20 protein-coding genes are annotated in these 16612 nt (G+C 54.6%); 10 read left to right on the forward strand and 10 right to left on the reverse strand.

Going from position 1 to position 16612, the window contains the following annotated elements; genetic code table 11:
- The first annotated feature begins 32 nt into the window (after positions 1-32).
- Positions 33-1229, forward strand: coding sequence for an MFS transporter (locus tag IGS75_RS14090; protein ID WP_237469121.1), 1197 nt, complete (start codon positions 33-35; stop codon positions 1227-1229).
- Between the two features lie 219 nt (positions 1230-1448).
- On the opposite strand, the gene IGS75_RS14095 is transcribed toward IGS75_RS14090, so the two are convergent.
- Both IGS75_RS14095 and IGS75_RS14100 read right to left on the reverse strand, forming a co-directional pair.
- Positions 1449-1856, reverse strand: a complete 408-nt coding sequence (locus IGS75_RS14095; protein ID WP_086649761.1) for a VOC family protein — start codon at positions 1854-1856, stop codon at positions 1449-1451.
- Positions 1853-2479 (reverse strand): glutathione S-transferase family protein, encoded by a 627-nt coding sequence (locus IGS75_RS14100; RefSeq protein ID WP_099287175.1) that lies wholly within the window; start codon positions 2477-2479, stop codon positions 1853-1855. The genes IGS75_RS14095 and IGS75_RS14100 overlap by 4 nt, the downstream gene beginning before the upstream one ends.
- 149 nt (positions 2480-2628) lie before the next feature.
- Here IGS75_RS14100 and IGS75_RS14105 point away from each other — a divergent pair, with 149 nt between their 5' ends.
- Positions 2629-3522: a LysR family transcriptional regulator gene (locus IGS75_RS14105; protein WP_264817136.1), complete on the forward strand. Its 894-nt coding sequence runs from the start codon at positions 2629-2631 to the stop codon at positions 3520-3522.
- A 122-nt stretch (positions 3523-3644) separates the two neighbouring features.
- On the opposite strand, the gene IGS75_RS14110 is transcribed toward IGS75_RS14105, so the two are convergent.
- Entirely contained in the window at positions 3645-4088 is a 444-nt protein-coding gene (locus IGS75_RS14110) for an RrF2 family transcriptional regulator (protein WP_202258822.1), read from the reverse strand.
- Positions 4089-4195: 107 nt separating this feature from the next.
- On the opposite strand from IGS75_RS14110, the gene IGS75_RS14115 reads away from it, so the two are divergent.
- Positions 4196-5089 carry an NAD(P)/FAD-dependent oxidoreductase gene (locus IGS75_RS14115; RefSeq protein WP_099287166.1) on the forward strand — a complete coding sequence of 298 codons (894 nt, stop codon included), beginning with the start codon at positions 4196-4198 and terminating at the stop codon, positions 5087-5089.
- Between the two features lie 38 nt (positions 5090-5127).
- Here the strand turns inward: IGS75_RS14115 and IGS75_RS14120 are convergent, their stop codons facing one another.
- Positions 5128-6342, reverse strand: a complete 1215-nt coding sequence (locus IGS75_RS14120) for an MFS transporter (protein ID WP_099287165.1) — start codon at positions 6340-6342, stop codon at positions 5128-5130.
- Between the two features lie 104 nt (positions 6343-6446).
- Between IGS75_RS14120 and IGS75_RS14125 the strand changes: the two genes are divergently transcribed.
- The 4 genes from IGS75_RS14125 to IGS75_RS14140 all read left to right on the forward strand — a co-directional run bounded on the left by IGS75_RS14125 (position 6447) and on the right by IGS75_RS14140 (position 9385).
- Entirely contained in the window at positions 6447-7064 is a 618-nt protein-coding gene (locus IGS75_RS14125; RefSeq protein WP_202258657.1) for a TetR/AcrR family transcriptional regulator, read from the forward strand.
- Positions 7065-7234: 170 nt separating this feature from the next.
- Complete coding sequence (locus IGS75_RS14130) at positions 7235-7996, forward strand: SDR family NAD(P)-dependent oxidoreductase (protein ID WP_202258659.1); 762 nt, start codon at positions 7235-7237, stop codon at positions 7994-7996.
- 31 nt (positions 7997-8027) lie between these two features.
- On the forward strand, positions 8028-8480 hold the full coding sequence (locus tag IGS75_RS14135; protein ID WP_202258661.1) for an SRPBCC family protein: 453 nt from the start codon (positions 8028-8030) through the stop codon (positions 8478-8480).
- A gap of 14 nt (positions 8481-8494) precedes the next feature.
- Positions 8495-9385: an aldo/keto reductase gene (locus tag IGS75_RS14140; RefSeq protein WP_202258663.1), complete on the forward strand. Its 891-nt coding sequence runs from the start codon at positions 8495-8497 to the stop codon at positions 9383-9385.
- Between the two features lie 18 nt (positions 9386-9403).
- On the opposite strand, the gene IGS75_RS14145 is transcribed toward IGS75_RS14140, so the two are convergent.
- Entirely contained in the window at positions 9404-9868 is a 465-nt protein-coding gene (locus IGS75_RS14145; RefSeq protein ID WP_202258665.1) for a nuclear transport factor 2 family protein, read from the reverse strand.
- Between the two features lie 107 nt (positions 9869-9975).
- Between IGS75_RS14145 and IGS75_RS14150 the strand changes: the two genes are divergently transcribed.
- Complete coding sequence (locus IGS75_RS14150; protein WP_202258667.1) at positions 9976-10938, forward strand: GlxA family transcriptional regulator; 963 nt, start codon at positions 9976-9978, stop codon at positions 10936-10938.
- Between the two features lie 126 nt (positions 10939-11064).
- Here IGS75_RS14150 and IGS75_RS14155 read toward each other — a convergent pair whose 3' ends face one another.
- Together IGS75_RS14155 and IGS75_RS14160 are read right to left on the reverse strand one after the other, a co-directional pair.
- Positions 11065-12030 carry an alpha/beta hydrolase gene (locus tag IGS75_RS14155; RefSeq protein WP_202258669.1) on the reverse strand — a complete coding sequence of 322 codons (966 nt, stop codon included), beginning with the start codon at positions 12028-12030 and terminating at the stop codon, positions 11065-11067.
- Positions 12027-12971 (reverse strand): MBL fold metallo-hydrolase, encoded by a 945-nt coding sequence (locus IGS75_RS14160; RefSeq protein ID WP_202258672.1) that lies wholly within the window; start codon positions 12969-12971, stop codon positions 12027-12029. Before IGS75_RS14160 ends, IGS75_RS14155 begins: the two co-directional genes overlap by 4 nt.
- A 77-nt stretch (positions 12972-13048) precedes the next feature.
- Here IGS75_RS14160 and IGS75_RS14165 point away from each other — a divergent pair, with 77 nt between their 5' ends.
- Entirely contained in the window at positions 13049-13978 is a 930-nt protein-coding gene (locus tag IGS75_RS14165) for a LysR family transcriptional regulator (RefSeq protein ID WP_063904067.1), read from the forward strand.
- Between the two features lie 156 nt (positions 13979-14134).
- Here the strand turns inward: IGS75_RS14165 and IGS75_RS14170 are convergent, their stop codons facing one another.
- Genes IGS75_RS14170 through IGS75_RS14180 form a run of 3 tightly spaced genes read right to left on the reverse strand, consistent with a single transcriptional unit; the run spans position 14135 to position 16061 of the window.
- Positions 14135-14425, reverse strand: a complete 291-nt coding sequence (locus tag IGS75_RS14170) for a 4Fe-4S dicluster domain-containing protein (RefSeq protein WP_064275570.1) — start codon at positions 14423-14425, stop codon at positions 14135-14137.
- 20 nt (positions 14426-14445) lie between these two features.
- Entirely contained in the window at positions 14446-15354 is a 909-nt protein-coding gene (locus IGS75_RS14175) for an SDR family oxidoreductase (protein ID WP_202258674.1), read from the reverse strand.
- Positions 15351-16061, reverse strand: coding sequence for a TetR/AcrR family transcriptional regulator (locus IGS75_RS14180; protein ID WP_077804062.1), 711 nt, complete (start codon positions 16059-16061; stop codon positions 15351-15353). Before IGS75_RS14180 ends, IGS75_RS14175 begins: the two co-directional genes overlap by 4 nt.
- Before the next feature lie 296 nt (positions 16062-16357).
- Here IGS75_RS14180 and IGS75_RS14185 point away from each other — a divergent pair, with 296 nt between their 5' ends.
- The gene (locus IGS75_RS14185; protein WP_232309402.1) at positions 16358-16453 is read left to right on the forward strand and encodes a hypothetical protein; all 96 of its coding nucleotides are present in this window, start codon (positions 16358-16360) and stop codon (positions 16451-16453) included.
- Positions 16454-16612: the final 159 nt, after the last annotated feature.

A 16612-nucleotide genomic window follows, 5' to 3' on the forward strand; every position in this document is an offset into this window, starting at 1 on the left:
CACTCGCCTCAAAAGTTGCCAGAAGGCCGCCCGTGACAAACGCTACCGCTCACACGACATTCCGCCTGACACCGGCGATAACCGGACTGTTCGCCGGGGTGTGCGGCCTGACGGTCGCGAACATCTACTACGCGCAGGCTCTGATCGGCCCCATCACGAGTGCACTGGCCATTTCCTCCACATGGGCGGGAAGTATCGTCACGCTGACCCAACTCGGCTACGGGGCTGGGTTGGTCCTGATCGTGCCGCTCTGCGACCAGTCCGAAAACCGTCGTCTGATCCTCCTGACGATTGCCGGGCTTGTCGTCAGTCTGATCGGAGCGGCGCTCAGCACCTCAGTCGCGACATTCATGCTGTTTTCCGTCACCATCGGTCTGTGTTCCGTGGGGTCGCAGATTCTGCTGCCGCTCGCCACGCATTTCGTGGAACCCGGTCAACGTGGCAGAACGATCGGCAATATCATGGGCGGCCTGCTGTCGGGGATCATGCTCTCGCGGCCCGTCGCAAACGCTATGGCGGCCGCGTTCGGCTGGCGAGCCGTGTTCTGGGTCTCTGCTGTCGTCATGATGCTCGCGGGTCTTGGGCTGGCGCGCGTTCTGCCCGTTCAGGCCCCAACCCGCCGCATGTCTTACGGAAGCCTCTTGCGGTCGATCATGCATCTTCTGGTCCAATACAGGACGTTAAGGGTTCGCATCGCCTGTCATGGTCTCGTCTTCGCTGTCTTCAACATGTTCTGGACCGCCATTCCGCTTTTGCTTCATGCCCAGTTCGGCTTTAGCCAGGGCAAGATTGCCCTCTTCGCACTCGCGGGAGCAGGCGGCGCACTGGCCGCTCCTCTCGCAGGACGCTTGGCTGACGCCGGACTGACCCGTCCGGCGACACTGAGCGCAATCGCACTCGTAGGCGCAACGTCTCTCACCTCGGGCTGGGCCGTCGCTGCAGGTTGGATTATCGTCCTCGCGGTACTTGCGCTGCTGCTGGATGGTGGGGTGCAAACCAATCAGGTCATCAGCCAGCGCGTGGTTTACAGTCTCAACGACACTGCGCGCGGACGCCTGAATGCTGCTTATATGGGCGGTGTGTTCGTCTGCGGTGCGCTCGGATCGTCTTGCGGGGCCGCACTCTACAGCATTGCAGGTTGGTGGGGCTTTGCGATCGCAGGAACGCTCATGTGCCTTGCCTCCCTCGCGCTCTTTGCCGCCACGAATGGTAGGCATGCCGCCTCATGAACCCTGCTCCATTCTCTCCGTCCCTGATCTGGTTTAAAATGCACGAACAGATAGAAATTCAAGACTAGTCTGCTTACCGGCGTCGACCTTCTTGATGCATTCGTTCAGCGTATGCGTCGAACAATCTACCTTGGTAGTACTCGATCTAAGTGATATCGGCTGAATTTTATTATCGCTGTCCTCGTTCGGCTATCAAATTCAGAGTTCCAGAAGGACAAATTACTGGAGAATTTCATTAAATTCCAGAACGTTTCCGTCTGGATCACGAATAAAACAGACGACGCGTCTGTCGTGTCCCATATGCACGGGGCCTTCTGTGATCGTAATCCGTTCCTGTTCCAGCCAGGGAACAAAATCTACCATACTTTCGATAATAAATGCCGCATGTGTGTATCCTGGATATTTGACAGGAACATCCATCAGAACATTACCAGCCGGGTCTGACACACCATTAAAAATAAGATGAATACGAAGCCCGGATGGGTGATGTAGACCACAGGCTTTCACCGCTGGAGCGTATTCTTCTGGATCACGGATGAAGCCAAATTTGGCATAAAACCGTTCGGAAACGGCGAGATCCGTCACACGAATGCCTACATGATCTAGACTCAGATGAGAGAAGTTCATTGCGCCTCTCCTGTTTTCAAATCCGCTACAATATTCGCGAATGGAACAAATCCCTCTAGGCTTTCCGTGCGCTGCAACCATCTACTAATGGCCTTGTATTCTGATAGATCAACATTTCCTTCCGGAGCTCTCGCGACATAACTGTAAAGCGCGACATCCGCGATTGTCGGTTCTTGGGTTCCTGCGATCCAGGTCCGGCCCTGCAAGGTTTGGTCGATCACTTTGAGTGTGTCGTGAGCACGCTGGATGACCTCTTCCGGATTGAAGGGGACGCCAAAGACTGTCACAAGACGCGCAGCACAGCATCCATATGTGATTTTTCCTGCCGCAACAGACAGCCAACGTTGAATTTCCGCCTCTGTTACTAGATCCTCTGGCAGCCAATGAGATGGCCCCATTTTTCGCGCGACATAAACAAGGATGGCATTGGAATCCGCAATGATAGTCCCGTCATCATCTAAAACGGGAATTTCTCCAAAGGCGTTCAGCCTTAAAAATTCCGGAGTTCTCTGCTCACCCGCGGCAAGGTCGACAAGCGTCAATTCGTGAGGCAAGCCGACAAGAGAGAGAAAGAGGTGCGCCCGATGCGCATGCCCCGAAAGGGGATGATAATAGAGCTTCATGGGGGACTCCCGAAAAAAACGGTTGAACAGATACATTGTCTTCTCACGCAACAAGGCATGCGATAATCTGTCGAAATCGCACTTCATTATTGCGTTTTATGGCTATAATTTGTTGATTACAGGAGAGAGATCTGATCGACCTTCCGGCATTGCGGATCTTTATGGCCGTGGCCGATCACGCCAGTTTTGTCGGAGCATCCCGGAAGCTGGGTCTTTCGGCAACAACGGTAACACGGACGGTGAGAAGCCTAGAGACAGCCCTCGGAATCTCCTTATTCAGCCGTACAACCCGCTCTGTGCATCTGACCACTGAAGGCGTGGAGTTTCTGGCTCGGTGTCGGGCAGCGATTTTCGACCTAGATGGTGCGATTGCTATAGCGCAAGGTGCGAGGACTGCTCCCCAAGGAGTGTTGTCGATCACCGCCCCCGTTATATTCGGACGGGTACACGTCCTTCCCGTTGTCACAGAACTTTTAAAAGCCTGGCCGCAATTGAACATCAGGCTTTTTTTGACAGACCGGGTTGTTCATCTGGTGGAAGAAGGAATTGATCTCGCCATCCGGATTGCACCTCCACAAGACAGCGCCCTGAAGATGCAGAAAATCGGAGAGGTCCAGAAAATCTTTGTTGCCAGCCCGGCTTATCTGAAGAATCACGGAGAGCCACAGGTTTTTGAGGATCTCGCAACGCATAGCCTCATTGAGGTTAATGAATATGCAGCGGGATATTCTGAGTGGCGACAGGGCGGGACATCTGGTTTTTCGATAAAAGTCTCGCCCCGGCTTTTCGTGAACAGTGTCGATGCGGCTCTCACAGCCGCCATCGAAGATCTAGGCATCGTCACGGCATTATCCTACCAAACTCACCAATTTGTTGAAAATGGGCAGCTTCGAAGAATTTTGACTGATACCCCCGCCTCAGTACTTCCGGTCTTCATCCTGTTCCCTGCCAAAGAACGTCAGTCCGTAAATGTTCGAACGTTTGTTTCCGCGATGAAAGACAGGTTTATGGCAAAAAGGTCTCTCAAAGCACACCCCACATAGAAGAAGGGTCCCGTGCAAACAGCCGCTACCATTTTTATGCACTGTGCGGCTTTACGTTTGAGCTTTATTCCATGGATTAAATACAAAGCTTTTTGAGCTCTAAAGCGGCAGACTACCCTGGTTCAGAGCGAGTTCGCGCAAGACGCAGAAAAGCGCCGGTCAAAATCTTTGGCGATTGCGGCAAGAGTGACCTCGCCTAGTTGAGCGATCAGAAGCGCCTCGGCTTTTTCCAGTGCGCTCGTCATTGAGGCGTTCACGGCCTGCTCGACGAGGCAATCGGGCGCAGGGTCGAGCAGACCAATTGCGAAAATACGCGGCTGCCCCACGGCTTTGTAGACATCAAGCATCGAGATACTTTCCAGCGGCTTCAGAAGCGTCCACCCGCCAGCATGCCCCTTGATGGAACGGACGAACCCCACATCCCGCAGGCCCGCCATCGTACGCCGAATAACAACCGGATTGGTATGCAGCATTTCCGCTGCTTCACCGGAGGTGATGGGCCCATTCGCGCGATCCATATGGATCAGCAAATGCATCATTCTCGATAATCGCCCGTCCAGTTGCATCGCCTGCCCTTTAGGCCCTTCTATCATGTCACATCAAGAGTTGCAAAAAGCTGATATGCATATATGTAACTCCATATATTACATATGAAGTTGAATAGGATTTAACGATGTATGATGTGATCGTGATAGGGGGCAGCTTTGCCGGACAAGCGGCAGCTATTCAGCTGGCACGGGCTCGCCTGAGCGTTTTGCTGATCGATGCTGGCTTACCGCGAAACCGCTTCGCAGACGCGTCTCATGGTTTCCTCGGCCAGGACGGCAAAGCGCCTAACACCATTATGCGTGAAGCCACTGCACAATTACGGCGATATCCAAATGCGCAGATCTTGCAGAACGACGCGCAGAAGGTGGCACGAAATGGCAAGACATTTACTGTGCATCTAGCCAACGAAGCCAAATATCAGGCGAAGCGACTGATAATCGCTACTGGCGTTTCCGATACTTTGCCCGATATCCCTGGTGTAGCGGAACGATGGGGCAAGACCGTTCTTCATTGTCCTTACTGCCACGGATATGAGGTCCGCAATCATCAGCTTGGAATTATCGCCACAACCCCAATGTCAGTCCATCAGGCAACATTAATACCCGATTGGGGACCAACAACTTACTTCACTCAGGGAATTTACGAGCCGGATCCAGAGCAGGCAATGTTGCTTAGCAAGCGCGGCGTCGCGATCGAACATTCTCCGATCATTTCTCTCATCGGAGATGCTCCTGGTTTGGATGCCGTGAAGCTGGCGGATGGACGGCTCATTGAAGTCGCCGCTGTGTTCACGGTACCGAAAACCAGACCTGCCAGCCCGATTGCCGAGAAACTGGGCTGTATTCTGGAAAACGGACCTACCGGTCCGTTCATCAAGGTCGATACCTGGGGCGCAACCTCTGTGTCCGGGGTCTATGTGGCTGGGGATGCCGCTAGCCCGATGCATAATGCAACGGTCGCAGCAGCGTCGGGTGTCCTGGCAGGTATAGCGGCACACCAATCCTTGGCCAGGGCCTGATCACGCAGTAACGCAATCCCCTGCTTACCATCGAATACTCAGTTTTCTTTTCCATGCCCGAGCCGATGGCCAGGTCGGAACCCATAAAAGCGGGCTTGCCATGCGATCAGGAAGCTCGCAGCAGCGAGTGCCATCACGACCCAGGGGAATGACAGAGCTCCCCACGTTTCCAACAACACACCACCCAACAGGCCACCACCGGCTATGGCGCTGTTCCAGACGACGACATTCATCGATAACGCAACATCTGTGCCCTCCCCGGCTGCATCGGCCAGTGCCGTCTGGAGCAACGTCGCGGCCCCTCCGAAAGTCAGACCCCACATCGCAACGCCAATCATGATCACCGCAGGCGATGCTGCCCCAATTGCAAAAACACCTGCAACAGCAGCGAATATTGCCAGACTGACCAAAACGGAAAGCCGCAGGGCATGATCGACCGTACAACTGGTGAGCCAGATGCCTGCAAGGGCAGCAAGGCCAAAAAGCAGGAGGATGCGGTCCGCCTCTCCTGCCAGCCCTGCCGGTGTAATGAAGGGTACGATATAGGTGTAGAGAACGTTATGCGCGAGCATCCATGTCACCACGACGCCCAGAACAGACCGTACCCCCGGTGTTCGCAGGACATGACCGAACGGCTGGCGCTCATGATGTGCGAGGCCTGGAAAATCAGGAACCTTCGCCAGAACCCAAACGATTAACAGCACGGTGGCGCCCGACATGATCCAAAAGGCCAGTCTCCATCCCACAGTCGCGCCCAGCCAAGTGCCCGCCGGAACACCCAGAGAAAGCGCGATCGGCGTGCCAACCATGGCGATAGCCAGAGCACGTCCTTGCTGGGCGGGGGTCACCATTCTGCGTGCATAGCCTGCCAGCAAGGCCCAGGCGAGCCCTGCCGCTGCACCCGCGCCATATCGCGCCACGAGGGTCAGGTCATAATCCGTCGAGAATGCTGTGACGGAGTTAAAAACTACAAAACCAATGATCGCCAGCAATAGAACCCGCCTTCTCCGCCAGCGCTGTGTGGCCAATGTTAGCGGGATCGCAGCACTCAGGGAGCCCAAGGCGTAAGCCGTGACCATCTGCCCTGCCAAGGCGGGGGAAACATGCAGCCCAGCCTCGATCTCAGGCAGCAGACCTGCGGGAAGAGTTTCGGTCATGATGCAGATAAAGCCAGTCATCGCCAAGGCGAGTAAGCCGGCCATAGGTAATCTGTCATCGGGACTTCTGCGAAGGGATATCGTCTTGGAGGTCATACGGCTCTCATATATGGATCGAACGATCTATATATAAGAGTGTAACTTCTTGGCAATTATTTCTGGATCACTTAATATGAAAGTCTTTCAAAAGGAGAAGTATCATGGCGCGAACAGGGCGTCCCCGGGAGTTTGACAGGAACAAAGCACTCGATGCCGCCATGACGCTTTTCTGGGCGCAGGGCTACGAACCGACCTCTCTGGCACAGCTCAAATCTTGCATGGGCAACATTTCGCCTGCAAGTTTCTATGCCGCGTTCGGCTCGAAAGAAGCTCTGTTTCGCGAAGTGCTGCAGCATTATCTGGCGACCTATGGGCAGGTGATGGCGCCCTTATGGGACGAAAACCTGACACCGCGAGATGCGATTGAACGAGCTTTGCGCGGTTCGGCGCGCATGCAGGCGTCCCGGACGCATCCCTGTGGCTGTCTGGTCGTATCGGGCGCCAGTAACTGTTCGCCCGAAAATAAAGCCGTTCAGGCCCTTCTCGCTGCAGAGCGCCAGCGAACGCGGACCGGGATCCGGGTCTGCGTGGAACGCGCGCTTGCCCGCGGCGAACTGCGCGATTGTGCAATAACAGCGGCCCTGCCCGATATTTTCGCGACATTTTTCCATGGCATGACATGCGAAGCGCGGGACGGGATGACGTCAACATATCTGGATGCCGCCATCACTTCGCTTCTGACCTTATGGGATGCCAACGCGGTGCTCACCACGCCGTGAAACAGTCTGCCAGACATTGATGAGCCTGCAACAGGACAAGCCCTAAACCGCCATCTCTATATCAATCAATCCATAATTCCTTGATCCTACTTTGCGCACATATTATGGACCATCCAGTACGGAATTAAATTCCGGAACATATCGCCGTGCCTCGGCCAAGGAATCCAGTTATGAACAGACAGGACATCGCATTCATCACGGGTGCCAATCGCGGCATCGGATACAGTATCGCGAAGCATCTGATTGCCTCCGGCATCAACGTGATCGGAACCTATCACTCCAACGAAGACGAGGCGAAAGCTGCCGAAGCAGCTCTTGTCGGCGAAAACGCAAAACTGCGCATGTTGAAGCTGGATATCGTGGACCATGAATCGTTCGCGGATTTTTCCGAACAGGTCAGAGCACTTCTCGCACATGAGTTCGAGCACAATGCACTGAGTTATGTCGTTCAGAACGCAGGCAATATCATTCACACCCGCTTCGATGCTGCGACATCCGAACAGCTCGACAACCAGTACAACATCCATTTCAAAGGCCCCTATCTTCTGACGGTGGCCCTCCTGCCCCTGATCCGGGACGGCGGTCGTATTCTCAACATCACCTCTGCCGCGACCCGTTTCTACCTGACGGATCATGGACCTTATTCAGCCATGAAAGCCGCTACCGAAGTCATCTCACTCTACATGGCGAAAGAACTGGGAGAGCGGGGCATTACCGTCAACGCCATCGCCCCCGGTGCGATCGCCTCGGATTTCGGTGGTGGTCTAGTCCGTGACGATGCCACGATCAATAAAAGCCTTGCAGAGATCACGCCTCTGGGGCGGGTCGGACAGCCCGATGACATTGGTGCCGCCATCCGTGCCCTTCTGTCTGACGACCTGCGCTGGATGAATGGCCAACGCATTGAGGTGACGGGAGGCCAATCGCTATGACACTCAGACATTCACAACCGGGAGGGGCCTCATGATCCACGTTATGGCCAGCAGTGTCATTCCTGCATCCCTTCCCTCTGTCTGGCGGCTGGTCCGTAATTTCGACGCTCTTGGACGCTGGTTGCCGGGCGTCAGAAGCTGCGTGATCGAAGGCAATGAGTCCGGTGACCACGTCGGCGCAATTCGCCTGGTTGAGATGGGCGATGTCGGACTCATCCGCGAACAGCTTCTGGCACTCTCCGACGTGGATCACGCGGTCACGTTCTCGATCGTTGAATCTGCCCTGCCGGTCAGGAACTATCGCTCTACCATCAGCCTTCTTCCTATAACGAAAAACGACCACACGTTCATCCAATGGCGGGGGCAGTTCGAAGCCCCAGTCGAACATGCCGCCAGTATGGAGGCCCGGATGCCGACACAGATCTACCAGCCAGCTTTCGACAGACTGGCCGAGATACTAGCCTCAGAGACGACATTGTCATGAAGGAACCTGAACCCATGATCCAGTCCCCCTCTAACGCTTCGCGATCAGGCACATTCAGGCTTGGCGGCGATCTCGGCATCAACCGGCTTGGTTTCGGTGCGATGCGCGTCACTGGCCAGGGTATATGGGGGCCGCCTGCCGATCACGACGAAGCCATCCGCACACTGAAGCGCCTCCCAGAACTCGGCGTCAACTTCATCGACACGGCGGACTCCTATGGTCCGGACGTCTCCGAATGGCTGATCAGGGACGCTCTGCACCCCTATCCCAAAGGCCTTGTCATCGCGACAAAAGGCGGCCTCACCCGTTCGGGGCCCGACATCTGGCAACCGGTCGGACGGCCGGAATATCTATTGCAGCAGGTGCACAAAAGCCTGCGCAACCTCGGCGTCGAGCAGATCGATCTGTGGCAACTCCACCGGATCGATCCCAGAGTTCCGGCAGACGAACAGTTCGACGCGGTCCGCTCCTTCATTGATCAGAAACTGATCCGTCATGCGGGACTGAGCGAGGTCTCCGTCGACAACATCAAAGCAGCATCGAAATTCTTCGACGTCGCGACTGTCCAGAACCGCTACAATCTCGTCGATCGCACCAGTGAGGACGTGCTCGACTACTGCACGCAGCAGAACATCGGGTTTATCCCATGGTTTCCCCTTGCTGCGGGCGACCTCGCAAAGCCGGGCTCAATACTGGATGTCATGGCCCGAAAATATGAAGCACACTCAAGCCAGATCGCACTGGCCTGGATCCTGAAGCGCAGTCCGGTAATGCTGCCGATCCCCGGCACCTCCAAAGTCGCGCATCTGGAACAGAATGTCGCGGCTGCCGACATCACCCTGTCCGAGGAAGACTTCGCGGCGCTGGACGCTGAAGGCCACAAAGCGTTCCAGTCCACACGGTAAGATAGCACGTCCGGACAGTTACAGTCCCAGCGCCGAAAGACCGGGATGACTGTCCGGACGCCGTCCTTCAGGCCAGTGGAACAGACGGGCGGTCGCTGAAATGGGTTGGTCGTTGATTGACGCTGCGCGGTAACGCATCAACCCGTTTTCATCGAACTCCCAGTTTTCATTCCCATGGGATCTGAACCACTGTCCCGCCTGATCCTGCCACTCATAAGCAAAGCGGACCGCGATCCGGTTATCCTGAAAAGCCCAGAGTTCCTTGATGAGGCGGTATTCATGCTCGCGCTCCCATTTGCGCGTCAGAAACGCCACGATGTCCTCGCGTCCGTGGATGAATTCCAGGCGATTGCGCCACTGGCTATCGGACGTATAGGCCTGCGCCACCGTTTCAGGATCCTGGCCATTCCAGGCATCTTCCGCGAGGCGGACTTTCTGAGCAGCGGCTTCAGCATTGAAGGGAGGCAATGGGGGGCGGGACATTGGGAATTCCTCTCTGGTTTAGAGACGGATCACGAGTTGATCCGAGACCTGTCAGTGTTTTCCAAAAGAGCATTTGACGAAAGGACTATGATCCCTCATTTCAGGCCATGACCAGACAGATCGGTATTCTTCTCTATCCAGGCTTCCAGTTGCTCGACGCTGCCGGAGTGACGACAGCCTTCGAGATTGCCGGAGGATTTGGGGAGGCTCCGTATCAGATGACGCCCCTATCCCGCCATGGTGGTCTGGTCCGGTCGTCTTCCGGGATGGCGATCGAGACGGTTCCGCTCGCGGCGGTGGGGCTGTTTGATACGCTTATCGTTGTCGGAGGCGAAGGCCACAGGCAGGCTATGAGTTGCCGGGAACTACTCGACTTTATAAGGCAACAGGCCAGAACTGTGCGACGTATCTGCAGTGTGTGTACAGGTGCTTTCCTACTGGCAGAAGCTGGCATGCTTGATGGCCGTCGTGTGACGACACACTGGCAACAAGCCTCGGCCATGGCAGCACAGTTCCCTAAAATCCGGGTTTCGGCAGATGCCATTCATATTCATGATGGCCTGATCTGGACATCTGCGGGGATCAGCGCTGGCATCGACATGGCGCTGGCGTTGATTGCCGAAGATCTTGGGGCCGATATTGCCCGTCGTACGGCGCAGCAAATGGTGGTATTCTATCACCGTCCCGGAGGACAGTCCCAGTTCTCAGCACTCCTCGAGATGACGAGCCCTCAGGTACGCTTTGCCGAACTGTTGGGATGGATCCGGTCCAACCTGGAACAGCGCCTGACCGTGGATATTCTGGCCAGTCAGGCCGGCATGAGCCCCCGCAATTTTTCTCGCAGTTTCCGGGCAGCGGTGGGAATGAGTCCCGCCAGAGCGGTCGAGAAACTGCGTCTGGAAACCGCGCGGGAACGAGTGGAAAGATCCACCCTCCCCATTGAAGCCATCGCCGTCATGACGGGCTTTCATGATCCCGAACGGATGCGACGCGCCTTCTTACGTGAGTTCCATCAGCCGCCTCAGGCTATCAGGCGACATGCTGCGGCCGAGGCGACCTTGGAGTGCTAATTTTCTCCTGAACGAGAAAGCTGTTCGTTTTGCAGGCAAACCCGATAAGATCAACTCCTATGATAGATCGAGTCTATCCCGATCAAACAGGTCAAACACGCGGCAGATCAGGACACTTCCTGGAATTTAACCATTTGAATGAGGGGCAGTCCGCAGGAAGAGCAGAATTTCTTCAAGAACCTGCCATCGGTTCCTTTCCATAACCACCATATGCGTTCCTTCCCCAATCTCTATCCAGCGACGGTACGATGCGTTGAGAAAACGTGAAAACAGATTCCTCATCTGCTGAGTAGTTACGTCTAAATCCCACTCTGCATGAAGCAGAAGAACCGGGACCGTGATCTTTTCGGGACTGTAAAACGCCTTCCCTGCGGACCAGTAGTCACGCACATCCTGAATGACACCCGCAGGCGCCCGGATCACTCCACCCTGCTCTGCGGGATCGCTCGCAAGAATAACTGCGGCCCACTGTTCAAACCACCCTGCTGGCAGAATCTCTTCGCGTTTCTGCTCAGGCGCGCCTTCAAGCCAGCGCTGGCGAAATGCCTGAACATTAAAGCGGCGATAAGCAGGCACGGGACCACCCGGATCCAGACGAGAAACCCCGTCATTGATCCATTGCGGTGCAATCAGCGTTAATTTCTCCACCTTGTCATTGTGAGCAGCCGTATATGCGCCGGTAACCGTGCCACCCCAGGACATTCCGATCAGGCAAAGACGTGGGATGGCAAGCGTTACGAGAAGATAGTCAACAGCAGTACTCAGATCGCGTACTGCTGTTTCGGTCCTGACCTGAGGCAGCGCAGCTTCAGGTGCACCTCCCATTCCATCAGGACGCGTTGATCCTCCGAAACCCCTTACGTTAAGCGCATAAACATCGAACCCTTCCTGAGCGAGGAGGTCCATGAATGCCCCCTCCCCGACAGGCACGTCGAAAAGACTTTCTGCCGGCAACGTCGCGCCATGCATCAGCAAGATAGTGCGCTGTGAACCAAATATCTGGATGTCTGCACGTCGTTTATGGCGCAGATGAAGCGTGATATCGGCCGTATCACTCGGGATGAACAGGTTTTCCATAAGCAGATTTGTCATCTGGCGTCTCCTACATTTGGTTGCGCAAATTCCCATGCAAAACCTTCTGGACGACGCCTGACATATCCGGCACCCGTTTCCACGAAATGACTGGTAAAGCAGAGACTCCCGCTTTCCGCCGCTTCTCCAAGAAACCACTGCCGCGAGCGCTCGGCAGGCTGAACGAATTCGCAGTAAACGGACCGCAGATCCGGACGATAAACCTGCAGAGGATGGTGCATGACATCTCCTGTAAACCACGCGTCTTCACCATCCGACCGCAGCCGGATCGAGGCATGATCGATGCTGTGCCCAGGGGTCGGATGAAAAGAGAAACCTGCAAGAAGATCTTGACCGTCGATGATAATCGCCTCTCCCAGCCCGGCTTCGATAACGGGGAGCATGCTGTCTGTATAGACACGTGGGAGTGGGCGATGGTCCGGGCGCCCTAAGATCTCTGGAGGTAGGTCTGGAGCAGGGTCAATACCGTCATTGCTGGCGCCGTATCGGGCCTCAATCACTGAGAAAACATGACGGGCTTTCGGAAAGGTCGGCACCCATTTTCCGTTGTGCAAACGCGTATTCCATCCAACATGATCGGCATGAATATGCGTATGCAGAACGGTATCAACCTGCTCCGGTTGTACGCCTGCGGCTGCAAGATGTTCGAGAAACGACGTATGCAGATGATCCAGTGCCGGTGCGGCAGGTAACGGCTTGTCGTTTCCTGTGGCGGTATCAACCAGGATATTGAGACCAGAAACCTGAACAAGCCACGCATGAGTTCCCTGCGCGAGCCCACCGGTCACGGGGTTAAATGATCCTGGCGTCAAATACGGACCGAATATTGCAAGTGCCTCAGCGTCGATATCCGGATACAGTTTGTGAGGGCGCGCGTTATCCCAATGAAGTTCGGGAATACGCGTGACACGGGCGTCACCCACTTGAAAAGCTGCTGCCATGATTGACTCAATACGATTGTTTTACGTCGCATCAGACGTTAGGGTGCGCGCAAACATCATACAAATCGATTTGAAATATGAAACCCATTGATCATTTCAATCTTCGTTCCTTCGATCTCAATCTTCTGATTGCTTTCGACGCCCTCGTTTCAGAACGCAGCGTCACAAAGGCGGCACGACGCCTTCGCATTCAACAACCCGCAATGAGCCATGCACTCGCCACCCTCCGAATGTTACTGGACGATGATGTGCTCGTCAGAACCGGTGCTGTCATGCAACCGACCGCCAAAGCGTCAACCATGGCGTCACATGTTGCGGAGTTGTTAAGGCAGGCTCAGCACATCCTGATGTCTGAGGAACAATTTGATCCTGCGACGGAACAGCGCATCTTTCGTTTCGGCTTTTCGTCCGAACTTGAAGTCTTTCTGATGCCTAAACTGACGGCCTATTTGCAACGGCATGCACCTGGAATACGACTGCTGTCACGTGGATCTCCTCGGAGTGAGGTCTATACATTACTGGATACGGGGGCGCTGGATATCGCAGTTGGGTGTTTTGATTTCGGTTTGGAACGCCATTGTGGGGTATCGTTGTATGAGCAGTCTCTCGTCTGCTGCTTCAACCCGAAGCTGATCGATCCGGATGCTCCAATCACGGTTGAGCGTTATCTTGCATTGCCCCATGTTCTCATGACGCTGAAAGATGACATCCAGGGATGCCTGTCAGACGCACTGATGCAGATTGGTCAGGAACTCAACGTGGTCCTCGCTGCATCAGATTTTCTGACGGCACTTGCTGCCGCAGCAGCCGCCCCCGTTCTGGCTACGCTTCCCAGCCGGATCGCTCAGCAACATGCCGCGCATTTCGGTTTAACGATCCGTCCCGTTCCACTGAACTTGCGTATCCCGGCAGTATCGATGATCTGGTCAGCCCGGAGTGATCGTGATCCTGCCGCAGTATGGCTGCGCGATGCTGTCGCATCAGTATTGGGTAGTCATGTAAAGTGAGATTTTTAATGGGCGCTCAAAATAGCTATGACAGATAAATCTCTCCAGAAAGAGATAGGCTGTCATAGCTTCCCCAAAGCACGAGGAGTCATGACGACTTACATCAGCAGAAATTCTGATTATAGAAAAAAATGCGCAGTCATCTTTGTATGAACGTCAAATTTTTACCAATTTGATTGCGCGCTCAGGACATGCTTTCACACACAAACCACAAGCACGGCATTGATCAGCATGCGGGGTATAGGCGACCATCCCTCCGTGGACATAGCTCTTGATTTTGCCCACAAATGAAAGATCGCGATAATCGGACGGATCGATCTTGCGCACTTCAAACACGTCGTAAGGACATACGGCGACGCAGGCGTCTTTTCCCTCACAGCGATTAAAGTCTACGACCGGCATGACCCGTCCTGTTTGGCCGTCTTTCAGACATTTAGGTGTGATCATCGCTTTATTCCCTGACCCGCTCATTTCGCGCCTTGTTGTAAATGCCGACTTTGCCGCAGCTCCTGCGCGAACATCTCGAGCGTCGTTGTGGGCTTGCCCAGTTCCTGCCAGATTTTTTCGGCATAGAACGGATCTTCGTGATCCCCGAAATACGCAAACAAATGCGCGACGAACTTCATTTTCGGATTAAAAAGACCGATCATCCGCATGATCCAAAGTGGAGCCACGCGAATTTTAAGTGTCGGATCATAATTTCGGACAAACCGCTCCAGCGCCTGCCTGACGGAGATCGCTTCCGGCCCCTGTACGGGGCAATGTACAGGCATTGCCTCAGGATTCTGAAACGCCTCAATCACCCAGCGCGCATAATCGGCGGAGCTGATCCACCAGATTTTGATGTGTGTATTCCCGATCCACTGGAGCGCTCGACCGCTGATCATATTTGGGAGCAGGTCCATGAAATGGGTCGGCGCGAAAAACGTATGACGAATACCGGAATCCGCGATGATTTTGTGCCCTTCCATCCGAATAATATTGGGCACGATGTTATGTCTGATAGTGTTGAGCGCGGGAGGATAGGCGCCCAGAGCACCGATTTTAGCAATATAATTAATATTCAACCCTTTGATGGCGCTCATCAAGTTCCGCACACCCTCCCTCTCTTCGTAGAAGGGAAGCGTCAAATCCGCCGTGTCGGTCGCAAGGTTGAGATAGAGCGCATCCACCCCGTCGAGCGCCTTGTGCAACCCCGCAATGTCCCGCAGATCTGCCTCGGCGATTTCGACATTAGGCGGCAGTATCCTCCGAGCTTTGTCTGGCGAACGAACGATTGCCCTCACCTGAAAATGTTTTGCCAGTTCCGCTGCAACTGGCGCGCCAAGCCGCCCCGTTGCACCGATGACGCCTATAGTCCTGATCGGTTCCATCATATTTTCTGATCCATTGATATAATGATCATCTTGAGTTTTTTCGGGTCGTAATGCCGGTCTATGACGGCGTTCTGGAGGCCGAGCCCGCGCAACAGAAACCGGATAGTGTTCTCGACCAGCTTGTCTCGTGTGATGCCGTATTCAACGACCGTGATGTCGGGCAGGCTGATGAGATGCAAAGTATTCGCTAGATGATGGACGAACCATATCTCTGCATGACCGATATGAATGCCAGATTCGACGTCTCCCGCGTCTTGAGCCGCCCTGAATGATTGCGAAAAAACGCTGACCCACGGCTTTACATGCTGGTCGAGGAACGCCTTTGCGAACTGGCCATCGCCAAGCAGGCTGGCCGTCACAAGGCGTTTGGTGTCTTCGTGAGACTGCGCATCGCCAATACCGGGAAACACTGCGTGCACGAGTATGGCGACACCCATGACCAGTGTTTCAGTTGAAGGCGTCACCTCGGCGAGAATACGGCTGCCAACTGCATTCGCTTCAACGCAGTGAGTTTCAAGCGCCGCATAAAGCACGTCCTTGCTGGTAAAGTGCCGATAAAGCAAAGCTTCGGAAACACCAGCGGCTCTGGCGATTTCCTTGGTCGTCGCACCGTCCCGACCGAGCCGGGCGAAAATGGGAGCTGCAGCGGACAGGATGGCCTGCTTGCGGTCAGTCGCGGACAATCTGGAACGGCGTGAGGTCGGCATGGGTTCTCCTTACGGAAGTAAGGTAAGTGAACGTTCACTTATATTCAAGCGCTTATTCCATTTTTCCGTATAAGATCAGGCTCGGGCGGGCATCGACGGCTTGAGAGTCTGTTTGGAAAATCGGTCTGATGTGATTCAAGCCTTGGATGTCGACGTCAGAACAGAGGGGCCGAGTGGCCAGGATCAGTTAGAAAAAGAAACACTATCCGTTTGAAATGCCAGGACTTGATCGTATTCTGGCAACAGAAGCCTCTGCCATGGCCGGACTTGCACCAATGGCTCATGACAATGGCGTGATGCATAGAAAACGTGTCATTTCAAGGGGAGGAAGATTTCTCCGTCAGCCCCTGTTTCAGGCAGGATTGGCAACTGCGTGCCATAAACCCTTCTGAAAGATGTTTCCAAACCCATGAAACAATCGGGTAAACCACACAAACTGGTGATCGTCGCTATCGTACGGCGTCTCATTGCAATCACCAATACAGTCCTCAAAACAAGGCTGCCATGACGTATTAGATCCGCCGCTCCAACATAGTTTCTAACATCTGAAA

The sequence above is a fragment of the Gluconobacter sphaericus genome (assembly GCF_016757795.1).
Taxonomy (GTDB): Bacteria; Pseudomonadota; Alphaproteobacteria; order Acetobacterales; family Acetobacteraceae; genus Gluconobacter; species Gluconobacter sphaericus.

Excerpts from the sequence above, each read along its gene's own strand:
- IGS75_RS14095 (WP_086649761.1), bottom strand. The coding sequence starts at position 1,856 with ATGAACTTCTCTCATCTGAGTCTAGATCATGTAGGCATTCGTGTGACG.
- IGS75_RS14100 (WP_099287175.1), bottom strand. The coding sequence starts at position 2,479 with ATGAAGCTCTATTATCATCCCCTTTCGGGGCATGCGCATCGGGCGCAC.
- IGS75_RS14110 (WP_202258822.1), bottom strand. The coding sequence starts at position 4,088 with ATGCAACTGGACGGGCGATTATCGAGAATGATGCATTTGCTGATCCAT.
- IGS75_RS14115 (WP_099287166.1), top strand. The coding sequence starts at position 4,196 with ATGTATGATGTGATCGTGATAGGGGGCAGCTTTGCCGGACAAGCGGCA.
- IGS75_RS14120 (WP_099287165.1), bottom strand. The coding sequence starts at position 6,342 with ATGACCTCCAAGACGATATCCCTTCGCAGAAGTCCCGATGACAGATTA.
- IGS75_RS14125 (WP_202258657.1), top strand. The coding sequence starts at position 6,447 with ATGGCGCGAACAGGGCGTCCCCGGGAGTTTGACAGGAACAAAGCACTC.
- IGS75_RS14130 (WP_202258659.1), top strand. The coding sequence starts at position 7,235 with ATGAACAGACAGGACATCGCATTCATCACGGGTGCCAATCGCGGCATC.
- IGS75_RS14135 (WP_202258661.1), top strand. The coding sequence starts at position 8,028 with ATGATCCACGTTATGGCCAGCAGTGTCATTCCTGCATCCCTTCCCTCT.
- IGS75_RS14140 (WP_202258663.1), top strand. The coding sequence starts at position 8,495 with ATGATCCAGTCCCCCTCTAACGCTTCGCGATCAGGCACATTCAGGCTT.
- IGS75_RS14145 (WP_202258665.1), bottom strand. The coding sequence starts at position 9,868 with ATGTCCCGCCCCCCATTGCCTCCCTTCAATGCTGAAGCCGCTGCTCAG.
- IGS75_RS14150 (WP_202258667.1), top strand. The coding sequence starts at position 9,976 with ATGACCAGACAGATCGGTATTCTTCTCTATCCAGGCTTCCAGTTGCTC.
- IGS75_RS14155 (WP_202258669.1), bottom strand. The coding sequence starts at position 12,030 with ATGACAAATCTGCTTATGGAAAACCTGTTCATCCCGAGTGATACGGCC.
- IGS75_RS14160 (WP_202258672.1), bottom strand. The coding sequence starts at position 12,971 with ATGGCAGCAGCTTTTCAAGTGGGTGACGCCCGTGTCACGCGTATTCCC.
- IGS75_RS14165 (WP_063904067.1), top strand. The coding sequence starts at position 13,049 with ATGAAACCCATTGATCATTTCAATCTTCGTTCCTTCGATCTCAATCTT.
- IGS75_RS14170 (WP_064275570.1), bottom strand. The coding sequence starts at position 14,425 with ATGATCACACCTAAATGTCTGAAAGACGGCCAAACAGGACGGGTCATG.
- IGS75_RS14175 (WP_202258674.1), bottom strand. The coding sequence starts at position 15,354 with ATGATGGAACCGATCAGGACTATAGGCGTCATCGGTGCAACGGGGCGG.
- IGS75_RS14180 (WP_077804062.1), bottom strand. The coding sequence starts at position 16,061 with ATGCCGACCTCACGCCGTTCCAGATTGTCCGCGACTGACCGCAAGCAG.
- IGS75_RS14185 (WP_232309402.1), top strand. The coding sequence starts at position 16,358 with ATGCATAGAAAACGTGTCATTTCAAGGGGAGGAAGATTTCTCCGTCAG.